Origin of the sequence: Pseudomonas abietaniphila (genome assembly GCF_900100795.1) — a bacterium.
Lineage (GTDB): Bacteria > Pseudomonadota > Gammaproteobacteria > Pseudomonadales > Pseudomonadaceae > Aquipseudomonas > Aquipseudomonas abietaniphila.
The window spans coordinates 341075-360504 of the sequence record NZ_FNCO01000006.1; the positions used below are offsets into that span (position 1 = coordinate 341075).

18 protein-coding genes are annotated in these 19430 nt (G+C 58.4%); 11 read left to right on the plus strand and 7 right to left on the minus strand.

Annotation, left to right across the window (positions count from 1 at the left end; all coding sequences use genetic code 11):
* Positions 1–76: 76 nt before the first annotated feature.
* On the plus strand, positions 77–634 hold the full coding sequence (locus BLS87_RS14355; protein WP_074753142.1) for a hypothetical protein: 558 nt from the start codon (positions 77–79) through the stop codon (positions 632–634).
* A 107-nt stretch (positions 635–741) separates the two neighbouring features.
* On the opposite strand, the gene BLS87_RS14360 is transcribed toward BLS87_RS14355, so the two are convergent.
* Positions 742–1959: an argininosuccinate synthase gene (locus tag BLS87_RS14360; RefSeq protein ID WP_074753143.1), complete on the minus strand. Its 1218-nt coding sequence runs from the start codon at positions 1957–1959 to the stop codon at positions 742–744.
* 129 nt (positions 1960–2088) lie between these two features.
* Positions 2089–3069: a flagellar protein MotY gene (locus BLS87_RS14365; RefSeq protein ID WP_074753144.1), complete on the minus strand. Its 981-nt coding sequence runs from the start codon at positions 3067–3069 to the stop codon at positions 2089–2091.
* Between the two features lie 147 nt (positions 3070–3216).
* On the opposite strand from BLS87_RS14365, the gene pyrC reads away from it, so the two are divergent.
* The 4 genes from pyrC to bfr all read left to right on the plus strand — a co-directional run bounded on the left by pyrC (position 3217) and on the right by bfr (position 6011).
* Positions 3217–4263: a dihydroorotase gene (pyrC, locus tag BLS87_RS14370; RefSeq protein WP_074753145.1), complete on the plus strand. Its 1047-nt coding sequence runs from the start codon at positions 3217–3219 to the stop codon at positions 4261–4263.
* Positions 4260–4937: a ribonuclease T gene (gene rnt / locus BLS87_RS14375; RefSeq protein ID WP_074753146.1), complete on the plus strand. Its 678-nt coding sequence runs from the start codon at positions 4260–4262 to the stop codon at positions 4935–4937. Before pyrC ends, rnt begins: the two co-directional genes overlap by 4 nt.
* Before the next feature lie 176 nt (positions 4938–5113).
* Positions 5114–5332, plus strand: a complete 219-nt coding sequence (locus tag BLS87_RS14380) for a bacterioferritin-associated ferredoxin (protein WP_074753147.1) — start codon at positions 5114–5116, stop codon at positions 5330–5332.
* 202 nt (positions 5333–5534) lie between these two features.
* On the plus strand, positions 5535–6011 hold the full coding sequence (gene bfr, locus BLS87_RS14385) for a bacterioferritin (protein WP_062387988.1): 477 nt from the start codon (positions 5535–5537) through the stop codon (positions 6009–6011).
* Positions 6012–6509: 498 nt separating this feature from the next.
* Here the strand turns inward: bfr and grxD are convergent, their stop codons facing one another.
* The 3 genes from grxD to BLS87_RS14400 form a co-directional block, all read right to left on the minus strand.
* Positions 6510–6839, minus strand: a complete 330-nt coding sequence (gene grxD / locus BLS87_RS14390; protein WP_074753148.1) for a Grx4 family monothiol glutaredoxin — start codon at positions 6837–6839, stop codon at positions 6510–6512.
* 116 nt (positions 6840–6955) lie between these two features.
* Positions 6956–9064 carry a molybdopterin oxidoreductase family protein gene (locus BLS87_RS14395; RefSeq protein WP_074753149.1) on the minus strand — a complete coding sequence of 703 codons (2109 nt, stop codon included), beginning with the start codon at positions 9062–9064 and terminating at the stop codon, positions 6956–6958.
* Between the two features lie 161 nt (positions 9065–9225).
* Positions 9226–9528, minus strand: a complete 303-nt coding sequence (locus BLS87_RS14400) for a hypothetical protein (RefSeq protein ID WP_062387999.1) — start codon at positions 9526–9528, stop codon at positions 9226–9228.
* Positions 9529–9977: 449 nt separating this feature from the next.
* Between BLS87_RS14400 and argF the strand changes: the two genes are divergently transcribed.
* Together argF and BLS87_RS14410 are read left to right on the plus strand one after the other, a co-directional pair.
* Complete coding sequence (gene argF / locus BLS87_RS14405; RefSeq protein ID WP_143024381.1) at positions 9978–10898, plus strand: ornithine carbamoyltransferase; 921 nt, start codon at positions 9978–9980, stop codon at positions 10896–10898.
* On the plus strand, positions 10895–11974 hold the full coding sequence (locus BLS87_RS14410) for an ABC transporter ATP-binding protein (protein ID WP_167362063.1): 1080 nt from the start codon (positions 10895–10897) through the stop codon (positions 11972–11974). Before argF ends, BLS87_RS14410 begins: the two co-directional genes overlap by 4 nt.
* A gap of 89 nt (positions 11975–12063) precedes the next feature.
* Here the strand turns inward: BLS87_RS14410 and BLS87_RS14415 are convergent, their stop codons facing one another.
* Entirely contained in the window at positions 12064–12852 is a 789-nt protein-coding gene (locus BLS87_RS14415) for a PhzF family phenazine biosynthesis protein (RefSeq protein WP_074753152.1), read from the minus strand.
* 101 nt (positions 12853–12953) lie between these two features.
* Positions 12954–13424 (minus strand): Cys-tRNA(Pro) deacylase, encoded by a 471-nt coding sequence (gene ybaK / locus BLS87_RS14420; protein WP_074753153.1) that lies wholly within the window; start codon positions 13422–13424, stop codon positions 12954–12956.
* Between the two features lie 284 nt (positions 13425–13708).
* On the opposite strand from ybaK, the gene glpK reads away from it, so the two are divergent.
* The 4 genes from glpK to BLS87_RS14440 all read left to right on the plus strand — a co-directional run bounded on the left by glpK (position 13709) and on the right by BLS87_RS14440 (position 19391).
* Positions 13709–15214: a glycerol kinase GlpK gene (gene glpK / locus BLS87_RS14425; RefSeq protein ID WP_074753184.1), complete on the plus strand. Its 1506-nt coding sequence runs from the start codon at positions 13709–13711 to the stop codon at positions 15212–15214.
* A 222-nt stretch (positions 15215–15436) separates the two neighbouring features.
* On the plus strand, positions 15437–16192 hold the full coding sequence (locus BLS87_RS14430) for a DeoR/GlpR family transcriptional regulator (RefSeq protein ID WP_037012305.1): 756 nt from the start codon (positions 15437–15439) through the stop codon (positions 16190–16192).
* 323 nt (positions 16193–16515) lie between these two features.
* Positions 16516–18054: a glycerol-3-phosphate dehydrogenase gene (gene glpD, locus BLS87_RS14435; protein WP_074753154.1), complete on the plus strand. Its 1539-nt coding sequence runs from the start codon at positions 16516–16518 to the stop codon at positions 18052–18054.
* Positions 18055–18443: 389 nt separating this feature from the next.
* Positions 18444–19391, plus strand: coding sequence for a glutamate/aspartate ABC transporter substrate-binding protein (locus BLS87_RS14440; protein ID WP_074753155.1), 948 nt, complete (start codon positions 18444–18446; stop codon positions 19389–19391).
* The last annotated feature ends 39 nt before the right edge of the window (positions 19392–19430 follow it).

Consider the following 19430-nt stretch of genomic DNA (forward strand, 5'->3'; position numbering starts at 1 on the left):
AGCCCTGAAATAGTTGATGACGGACAACGGCGCGCTGTAGGCGCCGTCTTTATCAACCTGTTCAAAGGAATAAACCATGACTAAAAAAACAGGAGTATTTTCAGCGATCACCTCCGAACCTCTGAAAATAGCTGAAGCCATAGAGCAATACGTCGCCCAGGGCGGTGTCATTAACGTAGTCCCGGAGGGTGAATCTGGAGAAATGGGCTGCGAGGCAACAAAGACGGCTCAGGAGCTGGACCCAGAAGCGCAGATGAAAGCCAAGCTCGAACAACTTAAAGGTTTAGTCGCGAAGGGTGCGGGCGTCTCGGCGCTCCAATACTCGTTGCGGATGAACCGCAAGGAGATCAAGCGTCTGGCGAACGAGAACGGTCTGAAAATCCTCTACAGCCGCCCGGTAAGACCCAGGCCTGCTCGTAGCCAGGACCCGGTTTTGGTCGATGATTCTGTCGCCGGTCATGCCATGCACTACTCCTCACTGGGCTACACGGCGCAGGAAATTGCTCAGTTGCTCGATCTGAGTGTGCGTGATGTCTGGAACATCGGTAAGGCGTATCGCTTCGAGTTCAAAAGCACGGATAAAATCAACGCGTCCGGACGTTCATCTTCTGACGTGCCGGAGCCGGAGAAATAGGTCGTCATCGAGCAAGGCCTGAATAAAACGGAGTGGCCGGGCGTAGGGAGCATCTGAAAGAACGGTGCAACCCCGGGCGGGGCTGCACCTCTACACGCTGACGGCGATCAGAACAACTTGCGGTTCTTGTTCGCGGCAATGCGCATGCGCAGTGCATTGAGCTTGATGAAGCCAGCGGCGTCTGCCTGGTTATAGGCGCCGCCGTCTTCTTCAAAGGTCGCAATGTTGGCATCGAACAGCGAATCATCGGACTTGCGACCCGTGACGATGACGTTGCCTTTGTACAGTTTCAGGCGAACGACACCGTTCACGTGAGCTTGCGACGCGTCGATCATCTGTTGCAGCATCAGACGCTCAGGGCTCCACCAGTAACCGGTGTAAATGAGGCTGGCGTACTTCGGCATCAGCTCATCCTTAAGGTGAGCGACTTCGCGGTCCAGGGTGATCGACTCGATGGCGCGGTGAGCCCTGAGCATGATGGTGCCGCCCGGGGTTTCGTAGCAGCCACGGGACTTCATGCCGACGTAGCGGTTCTCGACAATGTCCAGACGGCCGATGCCGTGTTCGCCACCGATGCGGTTCAGGGTTGCCAGCACGGTGGCCGGGCTCATTTCGACGCCGTCCAGCGCGACGATGTCGCCGTTACGGTAGGTCAGTTCCAGGTACTGAGCCTTGTCTGGAGCCTTTTCCGGGGAAACGGTCCAACGCCACATGTCTTCTTCGTGCTCGGTCCAGGTGTCTTCCAGCACGCCGCCTTCATAAGAAATGTGCAGCAGGTTGGCGTCCATCGAGTACGGAGACTTCTTCTTGCCGTGACGCTCGATCGGGATCGCGTGTTTCTCGGCGTAGTCCATCAGCTTCTCGCGGGACAGCAAGTCCCACTCACGCCACGGAGCAATCACTTTGACGCCGGGCTTGAGCGCGTAGGCACCCAGTTCGAAACGCACCTGGTCGTTGCCTTTGCCGGTCGCGCCGTGGGAAATGGCGTCGGCGCCGGTTTCGTTGGCGATTTCAATCAGACGCTTGGCGATCAGAGGACGGGCGATGGACGTACCCAGCAGGTACTCGCCTTCATAGACAGTGTTGGCGCGGAACATCGGGAATACGAAATCGCGCACGAATTCTTCGCGCAGATCGTCGATGTAAATTTCTTTTACGCCCATGGCTTGCGCCTTGGCGCGTGCTGGCTCGACTTCTTCACCCTGACCCAGGTCAGCCGTAAAGGTCACCACTTCGCAGTTGTACGTATCCTGCAGCCACTTGAGGATTACCGAAGTATCCAGGCCACCGGAATACGCGAGAACTACCTTGTTAACGTCCGCCATGCCATCACTCCAACGCGTTGTACGGAAAACCGCTGATTCTACCGTTCAAACCCGTGGAATTACAGTGTCGCGACAGCTCCTGACGACGAAGCGACAGAATCTGTCGAACACACGACTGTCGCCGCGCGATCAGGAGGTCTTGGCGGCCGGCGTGCCGGATGCGGCCGTAGGCGCGGGGGTAGCGGCCGGCGGCGGGACAGGGGCCGGTGCAGGAACCGACGCGGGCGCGGCGGTCGGTGCCACCGCGGGTTTCTGTTCGGCGACGCGATCCAGATGGATATTCACCCGGCGATTGCGCGCGCGATTGGCGTTGGTGGTGTTCGGGACCAAGGGATACTGCTCGCCATGGAAGCGCACGGTGATCTGCTCTTCCGGCACGCCTTGAGCCTTCAGGTAGTCCATGACCGCCAGTGCACGACGCCGCGACAGGTCACGGTTGGTCAGACGATTGCCGCTGTTGTCCGAATGTCCGTCCAGCTCGACACGGTTCACAGAAGGGTCGGCCTTCATATACGCCAGCACGGTGTCGAGCCGACGCTTGGCCTGAGCATCGAGGTCGATGCCTCCGCCCGGGAAGCCGATCTCGGCTTGCCGCACTTGTTCGAAGTTCATCGGCAGCAGTTTGGCGGTGCACAGTTGAAAATCGCTGTACGCATGGCTGAATTTGACTGGAAGCAACCGCACTTCCATTGCCCCACCGCCATCACGCAGGACGTGGCGGATCACGGGACTGCGCCCTTCCATCAAGCCCGCGATCAGACGACCGGCCTGGGCCTGACTGGTATTGAACGGGATGTCCCCATTGCCGACTTTAACCGCACCAAGATTGAGATCGCCTCGACCCGGCTGCCATGGTGCGGCAGCCGCAATCAGCGTTGCCGATCCGGAGGCCAGGCTGTAGCCGGACGCCTTCAGTCGGAAAGTCGCTTGTTCACCCGCACGACGCACGAACTCGCCCGCGCCGAAGTCGGTGATCGGCTGGCTCAGACGGCATTCGAACTGATCGCCTTCTACCTTCCACTCGATATTCTCCAGACGTGTCTGGAAAGTGAGAGCCATGGCCGGCAGGCTGGCAAACACGCTGAGCAGGGCTAGATATCGCTGGCGCACGGGAGGCTCCACTAAAAATTCACCGCGTTACAAAATTTATCGCTTACACGTGTCTATCGGTTACTTCCTACAAAACTTGATAGCGAGTGCCTGGAAGAGTCTTTTCCGGTAGCATTCCCAGCGAGTTTGACCCGCCTGGAATCCCCAATGTCCGAACGCCTGACCCTCCTGCGCCCCGACGACTGGCACATCCATCTTCGTGATGGCGCCGTCTTGCCCCACACCGTCGCTGACGTAGCGCGCACTTTTGGCCGCGCCATCATCATGCCGAACCTCGTGCCGCCGGTACGCAATGCAGAACAAGCGGATGCCTATCGCCAGCGCATTCTTGCTGCACGTCCTGCCGGCAGCCGTTTTGAGCCCTTGATGGTGCTTTACCTCACCGACCTGACCCAGCCGCAAGACATCCGTGCCGCCCAGGCCAGTGGCTTCGTGCATGCCGCCAAGCTGTACCCGGCCGGTGCGACAACCAACTCCGACTCCGGCGTGACCAGCATCGACAAGATCTTCCCGGTGCTTGAGGCGATGGCCGAAGTGGGTATGCCGCTGCTGATTCACGGCGAAGTGACGCGTGGCGACATCGACGTCTTCGACCGCGAAAAAATCTTCATCGATGAGCACATGCGCCGTGTGGTCGAGCACTTCCCGACGCTCAAAGTGGTGTTCGAGCACATCACCACAGCCGACGCGGTGGAATTCGTCAACGAGGCTTCGGCCAATGTGGGCGCGACCATCACCGCTCATCACTTGCTCTACAACCGCAACCACATGCTGGTTGGCGGTATCCGTCCGCACTTCTATTGCCTGCCGATCCTGAAGCGCAATACGCATCAGGTCGCCCTGCTGGATGCCGCCACCAGCGGCAGCAGCAAGTTCTTCCTGGGCACTGACTCGGCGCCTCACGCGCAACACGCCAAGGAAGCCGCTTGCGGCTGTGCCGGCTGCTACACCGCGTATGCCGCGATCGAGCTGTACGCCGAGGCGTTCGAACAGCGCAATGCGCTGGACAAGCTGGAAGGCTTCGCCAGTCGCAATGGCCCGGCGTTCTATGGCCTGCCAGCGAACACCGACACCATTACCCTGGTTCGTGAAGAATGGACCGCCCCCACCAGCCTGCCTTTCGGCGAGCTGTCCGTTATCCCGCTGCGCGCCGGTGAGAAACTGCGCTGGCGCCTGCTGGAGGAACACGCGTGAGTGAAGATCATTACGACGACGAACAGGAAGGCTCTGGCGGCGGAACAGGCTCCAGGCATCCGATGGCAGCCCGTTTTCGCGGCTACCTGCCCGTCGTTGTCGATGTAGAAACCGGCGGTTTCAATTCGGCCACCGACGCATTGCTGGAAATTGCCGCGACCACCATCGGCATGGACGACAAAGGCTTCGTGTTTCCCGAACACACCTATTTCTTCCGTGTGGAGCCGTTCGAAGGCGCCAATATCGAAGCCGCGGCCCTGGAATTCACAGGCATCAAGCTCGATCACCCTTTGCGTATGGCTGTAAGCGAAGAAACCGCGCTGACCGATATTTTCCGTGGCGTACGCAAGGCCTTGAAGGCCAACGGCTGCAAGCGGGCAATTCTCGTCGGCCACAACGCCAGTTTCGACCTGGGCTTCCTCAATGCGGCGGTTGCGCGGCTGGACATGAAGCGCAATCCCTTCCACCCGTTCTCCAGCTTCGACACCGCGACGCTCGCCGGGCTTGCCTACGGACAGACCGTCCTGGCCAAGGCCTGTCAGTCCGCTGACATCGATTTCGACGGTCGCGAGGCCCACTCGGCGCGTTACGACACCGAGAAAACCGCCGATCTGTTCTGCGGCATCGTCAACCGCTGGAAAGAAATGGGCGGCTGGCACGACTTCGACGATTGAAGTTCACGCACGACCAAAAACCGGCCCAGCGGCCGGTTTTTTTACGCCCGGCAATCGCCAATAACGGACCACTCATCGGCCGTCATCTGATCCGCATGAAGTAGTTTTGACAAGCATTCTCATTAACATTAGTATCCGTGGCATTGAGCCAATCACTCAGCGACGGTCTTTTCTATATGTATGTCTGCCTCTGCCAAGGTGTTACCGACGGACAAATCCGCGAAGCAATCATGGAAGGATGCTGCAGCTATCGTGAAGTGCGCGAGACCCTGGGTGTCGCCAGCAAATGTGGGAAATGTGCCTGCCTGGCGAAGGAAGTGGTGCGTGAAACACTGACCGAACTGCAAACGACACAAGCCGCACTTGCCTACCCCGCAGGATTTTCTGCCGCCTGATTCACCCGTTTTTAAAGAACCGGACTTTGTGTCCGGTTTTTTTTATGCCTGTAATTCAAATGGTTAGCGGTAAGATGCGGAACACAAACATTCTTATTTCTATTTATTTTCATTTATTATTCAATAACTTAGGTTTGACAGGTGTTTATAGGAGGCTCAGACTTGCGCCTTATAGATAAACATCTTCGACAGGACCTCGATCATGAAAGGCGACATTACCGTCATCCAGCATCTCAACAAGATCCTCGGAAACGAGCTGGTCGCAATCAACCAGTACTTCCTGCATGCGCGTATGTACGAAGATTGGGGCCTGAACAAGCTGGGCAAGCACGAGTACAAAGAATCCATTGATGAGATGAAGCACGCGGACAAGCTGATCAAGCGCATCCTGTTTCTGGAAGGCCTGCCGAACCTGCAGGACCTGGGCAAGATCCTGATCGGCGAGCATACCAAGGAAATGCTGGAGTGCGACCTGAAGATTGAGCGCAAAGGTCACGCTGATCTGAAAGCCGCGATTGCCCATTGCGAAACCGTGGGTGACTTCGGCAGCCGTGAGATGCTGGAAGACATCCTTGAGTCGGAAGAAGAACACATCGACTGGCTGGAAACGCAGCTGGGCCTGATCGACAAAGTCGGCATCGAGAATTACCTGCAATCGCAGATGGGCGAAGAAGACTGATTTCGGTTTTTCGCCCCGATAAAAAGCCCCGCCTGGTGTTGAGTCAGGTGGGGCTTTTTATTGGGGTTGGGGTTGGGTATAGATCCGTTTCTGCGGTAACGGCTACTTAGGGTTCCGCTCTTACAGCGGGTCACTTTTGTAAAAAGCCGAAATGTCGGACCACGAAAAAGTAACCAAAACGAAGGCGGAACAGCGCTGACGTTAGCCACGCCTATCAGCGCCAACACAGACAACGGATACGATCGTTCCAACGCTCCGCGTGGGAATGACTGCCAGGACGCTCCGCGTCCACGCTGACGCAGAGCGTCAGTCGCTGCGTTACCACGCGGAGCGTGGGAACGATCAAACTTGCTGCGCTTCTTTTAGCTCTGGCGTTAGCCCGAGCCCATCAGCGCCGACACAGACAACGGATAGTCCCCCCTCATCAGTGCCAACAAATAACAACAAAAAACCCCGACTCTCAACCGAGAGCCGGGGCTTTTCGAATACCAGACTGGATCAAGCAGTAGCGTTCTTCTCGACCGCTTCCTTGACCAGCTTCTGCAGCGAACCATCAGCATGCATCTCAACGATGATATCGCTACCGCCAACCAACTCACCGTCCACCCACAGCTGTGGGAACGTCGGCCAGTTGGCGTACTTCGGCAGGTTGGCGCGGATTTCAGGGTTCTGCAGGATATCGACGTACGCGAACTTTTCGCCACACGCCATCAATGCCTGAGACGCCTTGGCCGAGAAGCCGCATTGTGGGGCATTCGGAGCGCCTTTCATGTAAAGCAGAACGGTGTTTTTGGCAATCTGGTCTTTGATCGTTTCGATGATATCCATGGAGCACCTCGGCTTAACTTTACGACTGTATGAGTCGACACGGTGGCGCATTGTAACGGAATCCCTAGCGTAACGCTCGGTCTTGGCTTTAATCGACCCGATAAATATGATGAGCGTCATGCCGCCGCGACAGTCACCGGAACCCCGTTCAGCGCAGCGTTGCCGGACACGGCGTCCATCTGCCGTTCGTCGGTCAGGTCGTTGGCGCTTTCTCCCGGCTGATCGCGAGCAATGTCCATTTTTACGCCGGGACGCCCATGCCCCCAACCATGCGGCAGGCTCACAACGCCCGGCATCATGTCCGTGCTGCCCATCACCTCCACCTCGATCATGCCGACCCGCGAACTGACGCGAACTCGCTGCCCATCGCACAAACCTCGGCGGGTCAGATCGTCCGGGTTCATCAGTAACTGGTGCCGTGGCTTGCCTTTGACCAAGCGGTGATAGTTATGCATCCACGAATTGTTGCTCCGCACGTGGCGGCGTCCGATCAGCAACAACTCATCGCTTTGCGGCGTGGGCAGCGTTGCGAAGCGAACGAGGTCGGCGACGATCACCTCCGGCGCGGCATGTATACGCTGATTGGCGGTCCGCAGCCGTGCCGCGAGGTTGGGTTTCAGCGCGCCGAGGTCCAGGCCGTGGGGATGATCGTAAAGCGTTTCCAACGACAGCTTGAACGCCGACGTGTCCCCGTAGAACCCTGCACGCAGACCACGATCCACGATATGAGCAGGCGGTATCGTCGGCTTCAGTTCCCGCTCGGTTTTCGAGGCGAAGGCCTTGGCCAGGCCCACAAAAATCTCCCAGTCGTGCAGCGCGCCGTCGGGTTTGGCCAGAATGGCGCGGTTGAAACGCGTGACGTTGCGCACCGCGAACATGTTGAAGGTCGTGTCGTAGTGATCGTTCTCCAGTGCGGACGTAGAGGGCAGTATCAGATCGGCGTGGCGCGTGGTTTCGTTGATGTAGAGATCGATGCTGACCATGAACTCCAGCCCCTCCAGCGCTTGATCGAGGCGACGACCATTAGGCGTCGACAACACCGGGTTGCCGGCAACCGTGATCAGCGCCCTCACCTGCCCTTCTCCCTCGGTCAGCATTTCTTCTGCCAGGGTCGAGACAGGCAATTCACCGTTGTATTCCGGCAGCCCGGATACGCGACTCTGCCACCGATTGAATCCGCCACCCGAGGTGGAAGCCACCAAGTCCAGCGCGGGCTCCGTACACAAGGCCCCGCCGACGCGGTCGAGATTGCCGGTCACCAGGTTGATCAGTTGCACCAGCCAGTGGCAGACCGTTCCAAATGCCTGGGTAGAAATGCCCATGCGCCCATAACACACCGCGCTGTTGGCACCGGCAAAATCCCTTGCCAGTTGTCGAATCTGCTCAGCCGGGACACCGCAGCGCAGGCTCATGGCGTCGGCATCCATAGGGGCAACGGCGGCGCGCACCTCCTCCAGGCCATCGACAGGCAAGTGGCTCTCACGCGTCAGCCCTTCTGCGAACAGCGTGTGCAACAGACCGAACAACAGCGCCGCATCGCCGCCGGGGCGGATGAACACATGTTGATCGGCGATGGCGGCTGTCTCGCTGCGACGAGGATCGACCACCACCACCTTGCCGCCGCGGGCCTGAATGGCCTTCAAGCGCTTCTCGACGTCAGGCACGGTCATGATACTGCCGTTGGACGCGAGCGGATTGCCGCCCAGGATCAGCATGAAATCGGTGTGATCGATGTCCGCGATGGGCAGCAGCAAGCCGTGGCCATACATGAGGTAGCTGGTCAGGTGATGCGGCAATTGGTCCACCGACGTCGCGGAGAAACGATTGCGGGTCTTGAGCAAACCGAGAAAGTAATTGCTGTGGGTCATCAGCCCGTAGTTGTGCACGCTGGGATTGCCTTGATACACGGCGACGGCGTTCTGCCCGTGACGCTGCTGGATGTCATGAAACCGTTCGGCGACCAGCTCAAAGGCCGCATCCCACTCAATAGGCCGCCATTGATCACCGATACGGCGCATGGGCTGACGCAGACGATCAGGGTCGTTCTGAATGTCTTGCAGCGCCACCGCCTTGGGGCAGATATGCCCTCGACTGAAGGTGTCTTGCGCGTCGCCCTTGATCGAACTGATACGCACCGATTCGTCGTCGTCGCGGGTGGTTTCGATGGTCAGGCCGCAAATGGCCTCGCACAGGTGACAGGCACGGTGGTGGAGAGTCTTGGTCATCGCCAGTCTCATATTTTTGTATGGCGATCAGCGTGATCGCGGAAACAAAACTATGGAGCCTGGCGCGGCACTTCGCCAGAAACGTCAGTGCCGTGAATCGGACAGCATCAGGCGAGCCGATAGCTCACCTGAGCGAAAAAGAGGGACGTGCGTGAAAAGACTCAGGAAGCCGAACCGCCAATGGGCGTTACGACCTTACGCTGCATCTGAATCTCGTGAACGGTTTCGACCTGTTCCTGTGACACTTGAACGCCGGTGAGCTCACCGATCAAACGCCAGTGGTCATCCAGGCCAGCGCTGATTGTCGCCATACGATCAATCATCCGACGACCTGCCGAGCGTGTCACTTCGTCCTCACTGCGCATCAGCTCGAACGACATCGATGTCATGGAAGCAGTGAGGTGCGTGAGGGTGCGGGCGGTGAGCCCGAGCAGTTCCGTCAGTTGTTTCTCTTTTGAATCCATTCCCCACCCCTTTTGGAGGACATAAGCGGCCTTTATAACCCACACCAGTGCATCAGGAAACGTCCGGGTTTCCGCGGCGTGAAGCATGTCGCATAAGGTTCTGCAGCCATTTGAAACTGTTACGGAATCGGCAGTAATTGCCACCGCGCAATGCGAAGGTGTAAAAAGACGACCGACCCGACAGACGAAGATGGCTAAGTGCCTCCGCGTGTACGCAACTGTAGCACTTCGTTACATGAAAAGCGTACTGAACGCGCCACTTTCCGGCGACCGAACGTCTGACGAACACTTTCCCTGAGCGCGGCCCTTGGCACGAGGCGACATTTTCTTATACCCTCGCGCCTTCCCTATTCGTCGCCCCGTGCGGCTTTTGCCGCAGGTCTCGCCCGTTTTCCCGATAAAACCCGGCTTTGAGGATCTGCGGTCTGTTGCAGACAAGGTAGTTAATGATGAGCGCAAGGCACTTTCTCTCGATGATGGACTACACGCCGGATGAGCTCGTCGGCATGATTCGTCGCGGCATTGAGCTGAAGGACCTGCGGAATCGAGGCGTGCTCTTCGAGCCGCTGAGAGGACGCGTGCTGGCGATGATCTTCGAGAAATCTTCGACTCGTACCCGTGTTTCGTTCGAAGCCGGCATGATTCAACTGGGCGGTCAGGCTATTTTTCTGTCGCCTCGGGACACCCAGCTAGGCCGAGGCGAGCCGATTGCCGACGGTGCACGCGTGATGTCGCGCATGGTCGACGCGGTCATGATCCGTACCTTCGCGCACAGCAACCTTACCGAGTTCGCCGCCAATTCCCGCGTGCCGGTCATCAACGGTCTGTCGGACGACTTGCACCCCTGCCAACTGCTCGCCGACATGCAAACCTTCCTTGAGCACCGGGGCTCGATCAAAGGCAAGACCGTGGCCTGGATAGGCGACGGCAACAACATGTGTAACAGCTATATAGAGGCCGCGATCCAGTTCGACTTCCAGCTGCGTGTGGCCTGCCCGGAAGGCTACGAACCCAACCCGCAGTTCATGGCACTGGCCGGTGATCGCGTCACCCTGACCCGCGACCCGCGTGAAGCGGTGAAAGGCGCGCACCTGATCAGCACCGACGTCTGGACCTCCATGGGCCAGGAAGAAGAAACCGCCAAACGTATCGCCCTCTTCAAACCTTTCCAGGTCACCCGCGCCTTGCTGGATCTGGCCGCGGACGATGCGTTGTTCATGCACTGCCTGCCCGCCCACCGTGGCGAAGAAATCAGTGAAGACCTGCTCGACGATGTACGTTCGGTCGCATGGGATCAGGCAGAGAACCGCCTGCATGCGCAGAAGGCGCTGCTGGAGTTTCTCGTGGCGCCAGCCTACCAACCTGCTTGAGTGATCCCATGCTGCTGAAACTGAGCAACCTCGCCTGCGGCTATCAGGGTCAGCGGGTGGTGCAGAACCTGAATCTGCACCTCAATGCGGGTGACATCGGTTGCCTGCTGGGCTCCTCGGGCTGCGGCAAAACCACGACACTGCGTGCCATTGCCGGCTTCGAGCCGGTGCAGGAAGGCGAAATCGTGCTGGCCGGAGACGTGATCTCCAAAGCCGGTTTTACCCTTGCCCCGGAGAAACGCCGGATCGGCATGGTGTTTCAGGATTACGCGCTGTTCCCGCACCTGACCGTTGCCGACAATATCGCGTTCGGCATCCGCAATCACCCTCGCCTGACCCAAGTGGTCAGCGACATGCTGGAGCTGGTCAATCTCGGGGCGCTGGGCAAACGTCACCCTCACGAACTTTCCGGAGGCCAGCAACAACGCGTTGCCCTGGCCCGCGCACTGGCGCCTGAGCCGCAGTTGCTGTTGCTCGACGAACCTTTCTCCAACCTCGACGGCGAACTGCGTCGGCGCTTGAGCCATGAAGTTCGCGACATCCTGAAAGCGCGCGGCACCAGTGCGATCCTGGTGACACACGATCAGGAAGAAGCCTTCGCCGTGAGCGATCACGTGGGTGTGTTCAAAGAGGGGCGGCTCGAGCAGTGGGACACGCCCTACAACCTCTATCACGAACCCGCCACGCCTTACGTCGCAAGCTTCGTCGGGCAGGGCTATTTCATTCGTGGTCAATTGATCGACAGCGAGTCCGTGCAAACCGAACTGGGCGTGCTGCGTGGCAACCGGGCCTATCGGGGCGTGCGCGGCATGCCGACGGAGGTGCTGTTGCGTCCCGACGATATCGTGCATGCCCCGGACAGCGCATTGAAAGCCCGGGTGGCGAGCAAGACCTTTCAGGGCGCAGCGACGTCATATCGCCTGCAATTACCCACCGGCACGCTGTTGGAAGCATTGTTTCCGAGCCATGCGGATTTCGGCGTCGGGGAAGAAGTCGGCATCCGCGTGTCAGCCGAGCATCTGGTGTTATTCCCGGCGGCCGGCAGTGTTCCGGTGCATCAGGATGTGAAGGGCTGAGAGCTCCCCATTCATTGATGAGAATGGTATCCCTGTGGGAGTGCGCTTGCTCACTTCCACAGGTCATGTGTCTTGGCGAAAAGTGACGGTCACCCCAAGCTTAACGTTCCGCTCGCCACCAGCGCCGCATGTCCGCCGATCTTCACTCGATCCCCCTCCAGGCGGCAAAACAGCTCGCCACCACGCGCCGAGCACTGATAGGCCGTCAGGCTGAACTTGTTCAACCGGGCTGACCAGTAAGGAATCAGGCTGCAATGCGTCGAGCCGGTCACCGGGTCTTCCGGGATGCCTATGGCCGGGGCGAAATACCGGGACACGAAATCGTAGCGTTCGCCATCGCCCTTGGCGGTGACGATCACCCCGGGCCAGGGCAGTCGGGCAATCGCAGCGAAGTCGGGTTTGCATTCCCGAACCGCCTGCTCGGACTCCAGCACCACCAGCAACTCCGCCGATCCGAGCACATCCACGATCTCGGTTCCCAGCGCACGCTCAACGTCCACCGTGACGCCCACTTCGCTGGGAGGCATCGCCGGGAAATCCAGCAGAAGGCGTCCATTTTCTCGCGTCACACTCAGAGGACCTGATTTGCCCACGAAGTCGATGGTGTCGGCTGTCTCGCCATAGACCTCGAAAAGGACATGGGCGCTGGCCAGCGTCGCGTGCCCGCAGAGCGGCACTTCGTGGGTCGGCGTAAACCAGCGGATATGCCAACCCTGGGCCTCACGCACCACGAAGGCGGTTTCCGACAGGTTATGTTCGGTCGCAATGTGCTGCATCAGCTCATCCGACAGCCAGGCATCGAGGCGATAGACCATCGCAGGATTGCCCGCGAACAACCGATCGCTGAAAGCGTCGACCTGATGAAATTCAAGCTGCATGGAAGGCGTCCCCAATCGTTGATGTCCGGCAGCGCCCTACTCTGGTCGCTGTAAAGGGTCACTGCGTGAAGGCCTCAGGCATTTCTGACCATGCCTGCGGATCATTCACGACCAATCTGAGCGAATGTTGCCTGGGTGTGTTGTGCAAGTACCGCGGCCGACAGCTCAACCTCAAGCCCGCGTCGACCAGCGCTGACAAATATGGTCGCGAACGGTTGAGCGGTCTCATCAATGAACGTTCGCAGTCTTTTCTTCTGCCCCAACGGACTGATGCCACCCAGTAAATAACCGGTGGCACGCTGCGCCGCGGCCGGGTCAGCCATTTCTGCCTTCTTGGCGCCCGCAGCATGGGCAAGCGCCTTGAGATCCAGCGATCCCACGACGGGAACGACCGCCACCAGCAGCTCACCCTTCTCCGTGCTGGCCAACAACGTTTTGAACACTTGAGCGGGTTGCAACTTCAGCTTTTCTGCGGCTTCCAGACCGTAGGACGCGGCTTTGGGGTCGTGCTCGTAACTGTGTACACGGTGTTCGGCGCGAACCTTTTTCAGTAAATCCAATGCGGGGGTCATGCAGCACTCCAGACGACCGGGAGGTTGGGTATTCAATGCCATTACTTTAGGCCATCCGCCGTCGAAACGCCTTAGCCGGACAAGGCGGCGAGCCGTAAAAACGGGTGGGCGTGTAAAACTCACCCTGGTTCGCTTTCGACCTTTGACAAGGTTCGTTTACGTCTATATTTTTTCGAATACGAATATTCAGCCATCATCGGCAATGCCACCCGCGCACTGAACGCGATTTCGCACGTAAACTGATGGCAGTTCCCGGATACCCGCTTTATCACCAGGCCACCGACATGACCGATAACGACAACAAGAATTACATCATCGCCCTCGATCAAGGTACGACGAGCTCTCGCGCCATCATCTTCGACCGCGACGCCAACGTGGTGAGCACTGCCCAGAGCGAGTTCGTTCAGCATTACCCGCAGCCTGGCTGGGTCGAACACGACCCGATGGAAATCTTCGCGACCCAGACGGCCTGCATGACCAAAGTCCTGGCCCAGGCCAACCTGCATCACAACCAGATCGCCGCCATCGGCATCACCAACCAGCGTGAAACCACGGTGGTATGGGAAAAAGAGAGCGGCCGACCGATTTACAATGCGGTGGTCTGGCAATGTCGACGCAGCACCGAGATCTGCCAGCAGCTCAAGCGCGATGGTCTTGAGGACTACATCAAGGACACTACCGGTCTGGTGATCGACCCGTACTTTTCCGGCAGCAAACTGAAGTGGATTCTGGATCACGTCGAAGGCAGCCGCGAGCGCGCGCGCCGTGGTGAACTGTTGTTCGGCACGGTCGATAGCTGGCTGATCTGGAAATTCACCGGCGGCAAGGTTCATGTCACCGACTACACCAACGCCTCGCGCACAATGATGTTCAACATCCATACCCTGGAATGGGATCAGCGGATGCTGGACGTGCTCGACGTTCCACGGGAAATGCTGCCCGAGGTCAAATCCTCCTCCGAGGTCTATGGCCACAGTAAAAGCGGCATTGCCATCGCGGGCATCGCTGGCGACCAGCAATCGGCGCTGTTCGGCCAGATGTGTGTGGAGCCGGGTCAGGCGAAAAACACCTACGGCACCGGCTGTTTCCTGCTGATGAACACCGGCAAGAAAGCCGTCAAATCCAACCACGGTTTGCTCACCACCATCGGCTGCGGCCCGCGTGGCGAAGTGGCTTATGCGCTGGAAGGCGCGGTATTCAATGGCGGCTCGACCGTGCAGTGGCTGCGAGACGAGCTGAAGATCGTCAATGACTCCATGGACACCGAATATTTCGCGACCAAAGTGAAAAACAGCAACGGCGTGTACCTGGTCCCGGCCTTTACCGGCCTCGGTGCACCCTATTGGGACCCGTACGCGCGCGGCGCCTTGTTCGGCCTGACCCGTGGCGTGAAGGTCGATCACATCATTCGTGCTGCGCTGGAATCCATCGCCTATCAAACCCGCGATGTTCTGGACGCGATGCAGCAAGACGCAGGCGAACCCCTGAAAGCCCTGCGCGTGGACGGTGGCGCGGTGGCGAACAACTTCCTGATGCAGTTCCAGGCCGACATTCTCGGCACGCCGGTGGAACGCCCGAAAATGCGCGAGACCACGGCGCTGGGTGCGGCCTACCTGGCGGGCCTGGCCATCGGGTTCTGGAGCGGGCTGGACGAGTTGAAGGACAAAGCGGTCATCGAGCGGAAATTCGAGCCGCAGTGCGACGATGCCGAAAAAGAGAAGCTGTACGCAGGATGGCGCAAGGCCGTGGACCGTACTCGCGACTGGGAGCCGCACGAAGACGCGGAGTAACCTGCCCCACTGCGACTCTGTTGCTGGACCGGTCTAACTGTGGGAGCGAATTCATTCGCGATGCTGTGGTACATCCGATAGACCTCTATCGAATCTACTGGCCTCTCGCGAATGAATTTGCTCCCACAGGTTTTGATCGCCCCGATCCTTGAGATTCTTTTTCCGGCTGACAGGTAATGGCTGCCTGCGGCATCATGAGCGCCCTTGCCCGAAGGAAAAAAAATGAATCTGCCACCCCGTCAACAGCAGATCCTCGAGCTGGTCCGTGAGCGCGGCTACGTCAGCATCGAAGAAATGGCCCAATTGTTTGTCGTGACGCCGCAAACCATCCGGCGCGACATCAACCAGCTGGCGGAAATGAACCTGCTGCGTCGCTATCACGGCGGTGCCGCTTACGACTCCAGCATCGAGAACACCGCGTACGCCATGCGTGCCGACCAGATGCGCGACGAAAAGCAGCGCATCGCCGAAGCGATTGCCGCGCAGATCCCTGATCACGCCTCGTTGTTCATCAACATCGGCACCACCACCGAATCGATTGCGCGCGCCCTGCTCAACCATAACCACCTGAAGATCATCACCAATAACCTCCATGTGGCGTCGATCCTCAGTGGCAAGGACGATTTCGAGGTGTTGCTGGCCGGTGGCAATGTGCGTCGCGACGGCGGCGTGGTGGGTCAGGCGAGCGTGGATTTCATCACACAGTTCAAAGTCGACTTCGCGCTGGTGGGTATCAGCGGGATCGACGAAGACGGCAGCCTGCTGGACTTCGACTACCAGGAAGTGCGCGTTTCTCAGGCGATCATCGCCAATGCGCGCCAAGTGATTCTGGCGGCCGACTCCAGCAAGTTCGGGCGTAACGCCATGGTCCGCCTGGGCCCGATCACCCTGATCGACTGCCTGGTGACCGATCAGGCGCCGGTGCCTGCATTGGCGCAACTGCTCACGCAGAACAAGATTCGGCTGGAAGTGGTTTAAACATACCGTTGCGTTTGCGCTCTCACCCTGTGAGAGCGACTTCCTTCGCAAAAGATTTTCCAGCCGACGAATAGCTCACGAATGTAACGGCGTCTCGCAATTGAGTTCGCTCCCACACGTCCGGCGCCTGTCTGCCTTTACCCGCCAACCTCCCTCCTCCATGTTCGTTTTTGTTCCTTTCTTGCCCCTCCCATCAGTATTTTCAATCAATACCGAGTGGCCGGGTGCTCGTTATTGCGTTACTATTTTCGAAAATGAACATAAATGTTCGAATTCGCCTTTAGCGAATGCCAGGCGTGATCGAATTCAGACAGGAGGCCCCGATGGCCCATTCCAACTTGCCCACCCCGCCTCTCTCCGAGGTCTATGACATCGCTGTGATCGGTGGTGGCATCAACGGTGTCGGGATTGCGGCAGATGCATCGGGACGCGGCCTGTCGGTGTTCCTTTGCGAGAAGGACGACCTGGCCAGCCATACCTCGTCAGCCAGCAGCAAGCTGATCCACGGTGGCCTGCGCTATCTCGAACACTATGAATTCCGCCTCGTCCGCGAAGCCCTGGCTGAACGTGAAGTGCTGCTTGAAAAAGCGCCACACATCGTCAAACCGATGCGTTTTGTGTTGCCCCACCGCCCGCACCTGCGCCCTGCGTGGATGATCCGGGCAGGCCTGTTTCTGTACGACCACCTGGGCAAACGCGAAAAACTGCCTGCGTCGAAAAACCTGCGTTTCGGCGCTGACAGCCCGCTGAACAGCTCGATCACGCGCGGTTTCGAATACTCCGATTGCTGGGTCGACGACGCACGTCTTGTTGTGCTCAACGCCATGGCCGCCCGCGAGAAAGGCGCACACATCCACACCCAGACACGCTGCCTAAGCGCTCGCCGCAGCGGCGGGTTATGGCACATGAACATGGAGCGTGCCGACGGCAGCCTGTTTTCGATCCGTGCCAAGGCGCTGGTCAACGCGGCTGGACCGTGGGTCGCCAAGTTCATTCGCGAAGACCTGAAACTGGAGTCGCAATACGGGATCCGCCTGATTCAAGGCAGTCACCTGATCGTGCCCAAGCTGTATGAAGGCGAGAACGCATTCATTCTGCAGAACGAAGATCAGCGAATCGTTTTCGCCATTCCGTATCTGGAACGCTTCACCATCATCGGCACCACCGACCGCGAATACACCGGCGATCCGTCGAAAGTGGCGATCACCGAAGGCGAAACCAATTACCTGCTGAAGATCGTCAACGAACATTTCAAGAAGCAGCTCAGCCGCGACGACATCATCCGCACCTATTCGGGTGTGCGTCCGCTTTGCAACGATGAATCGGACAACCCGTCGGCGATCACGCGTGACTACACGCTGTCGCTGTCAGGCAGTGCCGAGGAAGCACCGATCCTGTCGGTGTTCGGCGGCAAGCTGACGACCTACCGAAAACTGGCTGAATCGGCGATGCAGCAACTGGCACCGTTTTTCACGCAGATGAAGCCGAGCTGGACGGCGAAAGCGAGTCTGCCTGGCGGCGAAAACATGACCACACCGGCTGCACTGGCCGCCGAACTGCAGCAGCGCTGCAACTGGCTCAGCGCAGACATCGCCAACCGCTGGGCGATCACCTACGGCTCGCGCAGCTGGCGGATCGTTGAGGGCGTTCAAGGCGCAGCGGACATGGGCGAATACCTGGGCGGCGGTCTCTACAGTCGCGAAGTGGATTACCTGTGCAGCGAAGAATGGGCGACCAAGGCCGAAGACATTCTGTGGCGCCGGACCAAGTTGGGTCTGTTCACCACGGCGGAGGAACAGCAGAACGTGCAGGCGTACCTCGACAAGGTGTCTCGCAATAAAGGTGCTATTGAAGCTGCATAAGTGATCGCAAACCTTTGTAGGAGCGCGCTTGCCCGCGAAAAATCGGCCTGACGGCACAGATGTGTGATCTCGCCGCCACAATCGCGGGCAAGCGCGCTCCTACAGTTTGATGCGCCAGCCCCACCACCATTCGGATTTCCGAACGAAACTCCCCTCCCCATTCGGCATCCCGGACACGGAAATGCCTGCCAGCGTCAGACCACAAATAAATATCCTTTAAATTCAGACGCTTATTCTCTGTCACGTGCTTGGCATGACTCATGCTCTACACTCATTCACGATTGCTCCGATGTAGCGTGCCGCCTGTATGGGCCGCCGTTGTAGCGTTCTGAAACCGATAGGGCCGTCCAACCCGGACCCATAAAAAAAACAAAGTCGAGGATTCACAGATGCGTATCGTTCCCCACATCCTGGGCGCAGCCATCGCTGCCGCTTTGATCAGCACCCCGGTTTTCGCCGCCGAACTGACCGGCACTCTGAAGAAAATCAACGATTCCGGCACCATCACTCTCGCTCACCGCGACTCCTCTATTCCGTTCTCTTACATCGCTGACGCTTCCGGCAAGCCGGTCGGCTACTCGCACGACATTCAGATGGCCATCGTTGATGCGATCAAGAAAGACCTGAACAAGCCTGACCTGAACGTCAAGTACAACCTGGTCACCTCGCAAACCCGTATTCCATTGATTCAAAACGGCACCGCGGACATTGAATGTGGTTCGACGACCAACAATGCCGAGCGTGCGCAACAAGTAGATTTCACCGTCAACATCTTTGAGATCGGCACACGTCTGCTGGTCAAGAAAGACAAAGATGGCAAACCAAGCTACAGCGATTTCGCCGACCTGAAGGGCAAGAACGTCGTCACCACCGCAGGCACCACCTCCGAGCGCCTGATCAAGGCTATGAACGCCGACAAACAGATGGGCATGAATGTCATCTCCGCCAAAGACCACGGCGAATCGTTCCAGATGCTGGAGAGCGGCCGTGCTGTCGCTTTCATGATGGACGACGCCCTGTTGGCCGGTGAGGAAGCCAAGGCCAAGGAGCCCAAGAACTGGGTCATCACAGGCACCCCACAATCCTTTGAGGCGTACGCCTGCATGGTTCGCAAAGGAGACCCTGAGTTCAAGAAAGCCGTCGATGACGCGATCATCAGCCTCTACAAATCCGGCGAAATCAACAAGATCTACAGCAAGTGGTTCGAGAGCCCGATTCCACCTAAAGGCTTGAACCTGAATTTCCCGATGAGTGACAAAGTCAAAGAGCTGATCGCCAACCCAACCGATAAGCCTGCGCCAGAAGTCAAACCTGCGGCGGACGAAAAGAAGGCCTGAGCCCTTCACCGCACATCATAAAAACGTAGAAGCCTGATT

Coding starts and splice junctions, on each gene's coding strand:
- argF (WP_143024381.1), top strand. CDS start 9,978: ATGAGCGCAAGGCACTTTCTCTCGATGATGGACTACACGCCGGATGAG.
- glpK (WP_074753184.1), top strand. CDS start 13,709: ATGACCGATAACGACAACAAGAATTACATCATCGCCCTCGATCAAGGT.
- BLS87_RS14440 (WP_074753155.1), top strand. CDS start 18,444: ATGCGTATCGTTCCCCACATCCTGGGCGCAGCCATCGCTGCCGCTTTG.
- BLS87_RS14380 (WP_074753147.1), top strand. CDS start 5,114: ATGTATGTCTGCCTCTGCCAAGGTGTTACCGACGGACAAATCCGCGAA.
- BLS87_RS14395 (WP_074753149.1), bottom strand. CDS start 9,064: ATGACCAAGACTCTCCACCACCGTGCCTGTCACCTGTGCGAGGCCATT.
- grxD (WP_074753148.1), bottom strand. CDS start 6,839: ATGGATATCATCGAAACGATCAAAGACCAGATTGCCAAAAACACCGTT.
- BLS87_RS14360 (WP_074753143.1), bottom strand. CDS start 1,959: ATGGCGGACGTTAACAAGGTAGTTCTCGCGTATTCCGGTGGCCTGGAT.
- ybaK (WP_074753153.1), bottom strand. CDS start 13,424: ATGACCCCCGCATTGGATTTACTGAAAAAGGTTCGCGCCGAACACCGT.
- BLS87_RS14415 (WP_074753152.1), bottom strand. CDS start 12,852: ATGCAGCTTGAATTTCATCAGGTCGACGCTTTCAGCGATCGGTTGTTC.
- glpD (WP_074753154.1), top strand. CDS start 16,516: ATGGCCCATTCCAACTTGCCCACCCCGCCTCTCTCCGAGGTCTATGAC.
- BLS87_RS14400 (WP_062387999.1), bottom strand. CDS start 9,528: ATGGATTCAAAAGAGAAACAACTGACGGAACTGCTCGGGCTCACCGCC.
- pyrC (WP_074753145.1), top strand. CDS start 3,217: ATGTCCGAACGCCTGACCCTCCTGCGCCCCGACGACTGGCACATCCAT.
- BLS87_RS14355 (WP_074753142.1), top strand. CDS start 77: ATGACTAAAAAAACAGGAGTATTTTCAGCGATCACCTCCGAACCTCTG.
- bfr (WP_062387988.1), top strand. CDS start 5,535: ATGAAAGGCGACATTACCGTCATCCAGCATCTCAACAAGATCCTCGGA.
- BLS87_RS14430 (WP_037012305.1), top strand. CDS start 15,437: ATGAATCTGCCACCCCGTCAACAGCAGATCCTCGAGCTGGTCCGTGAG.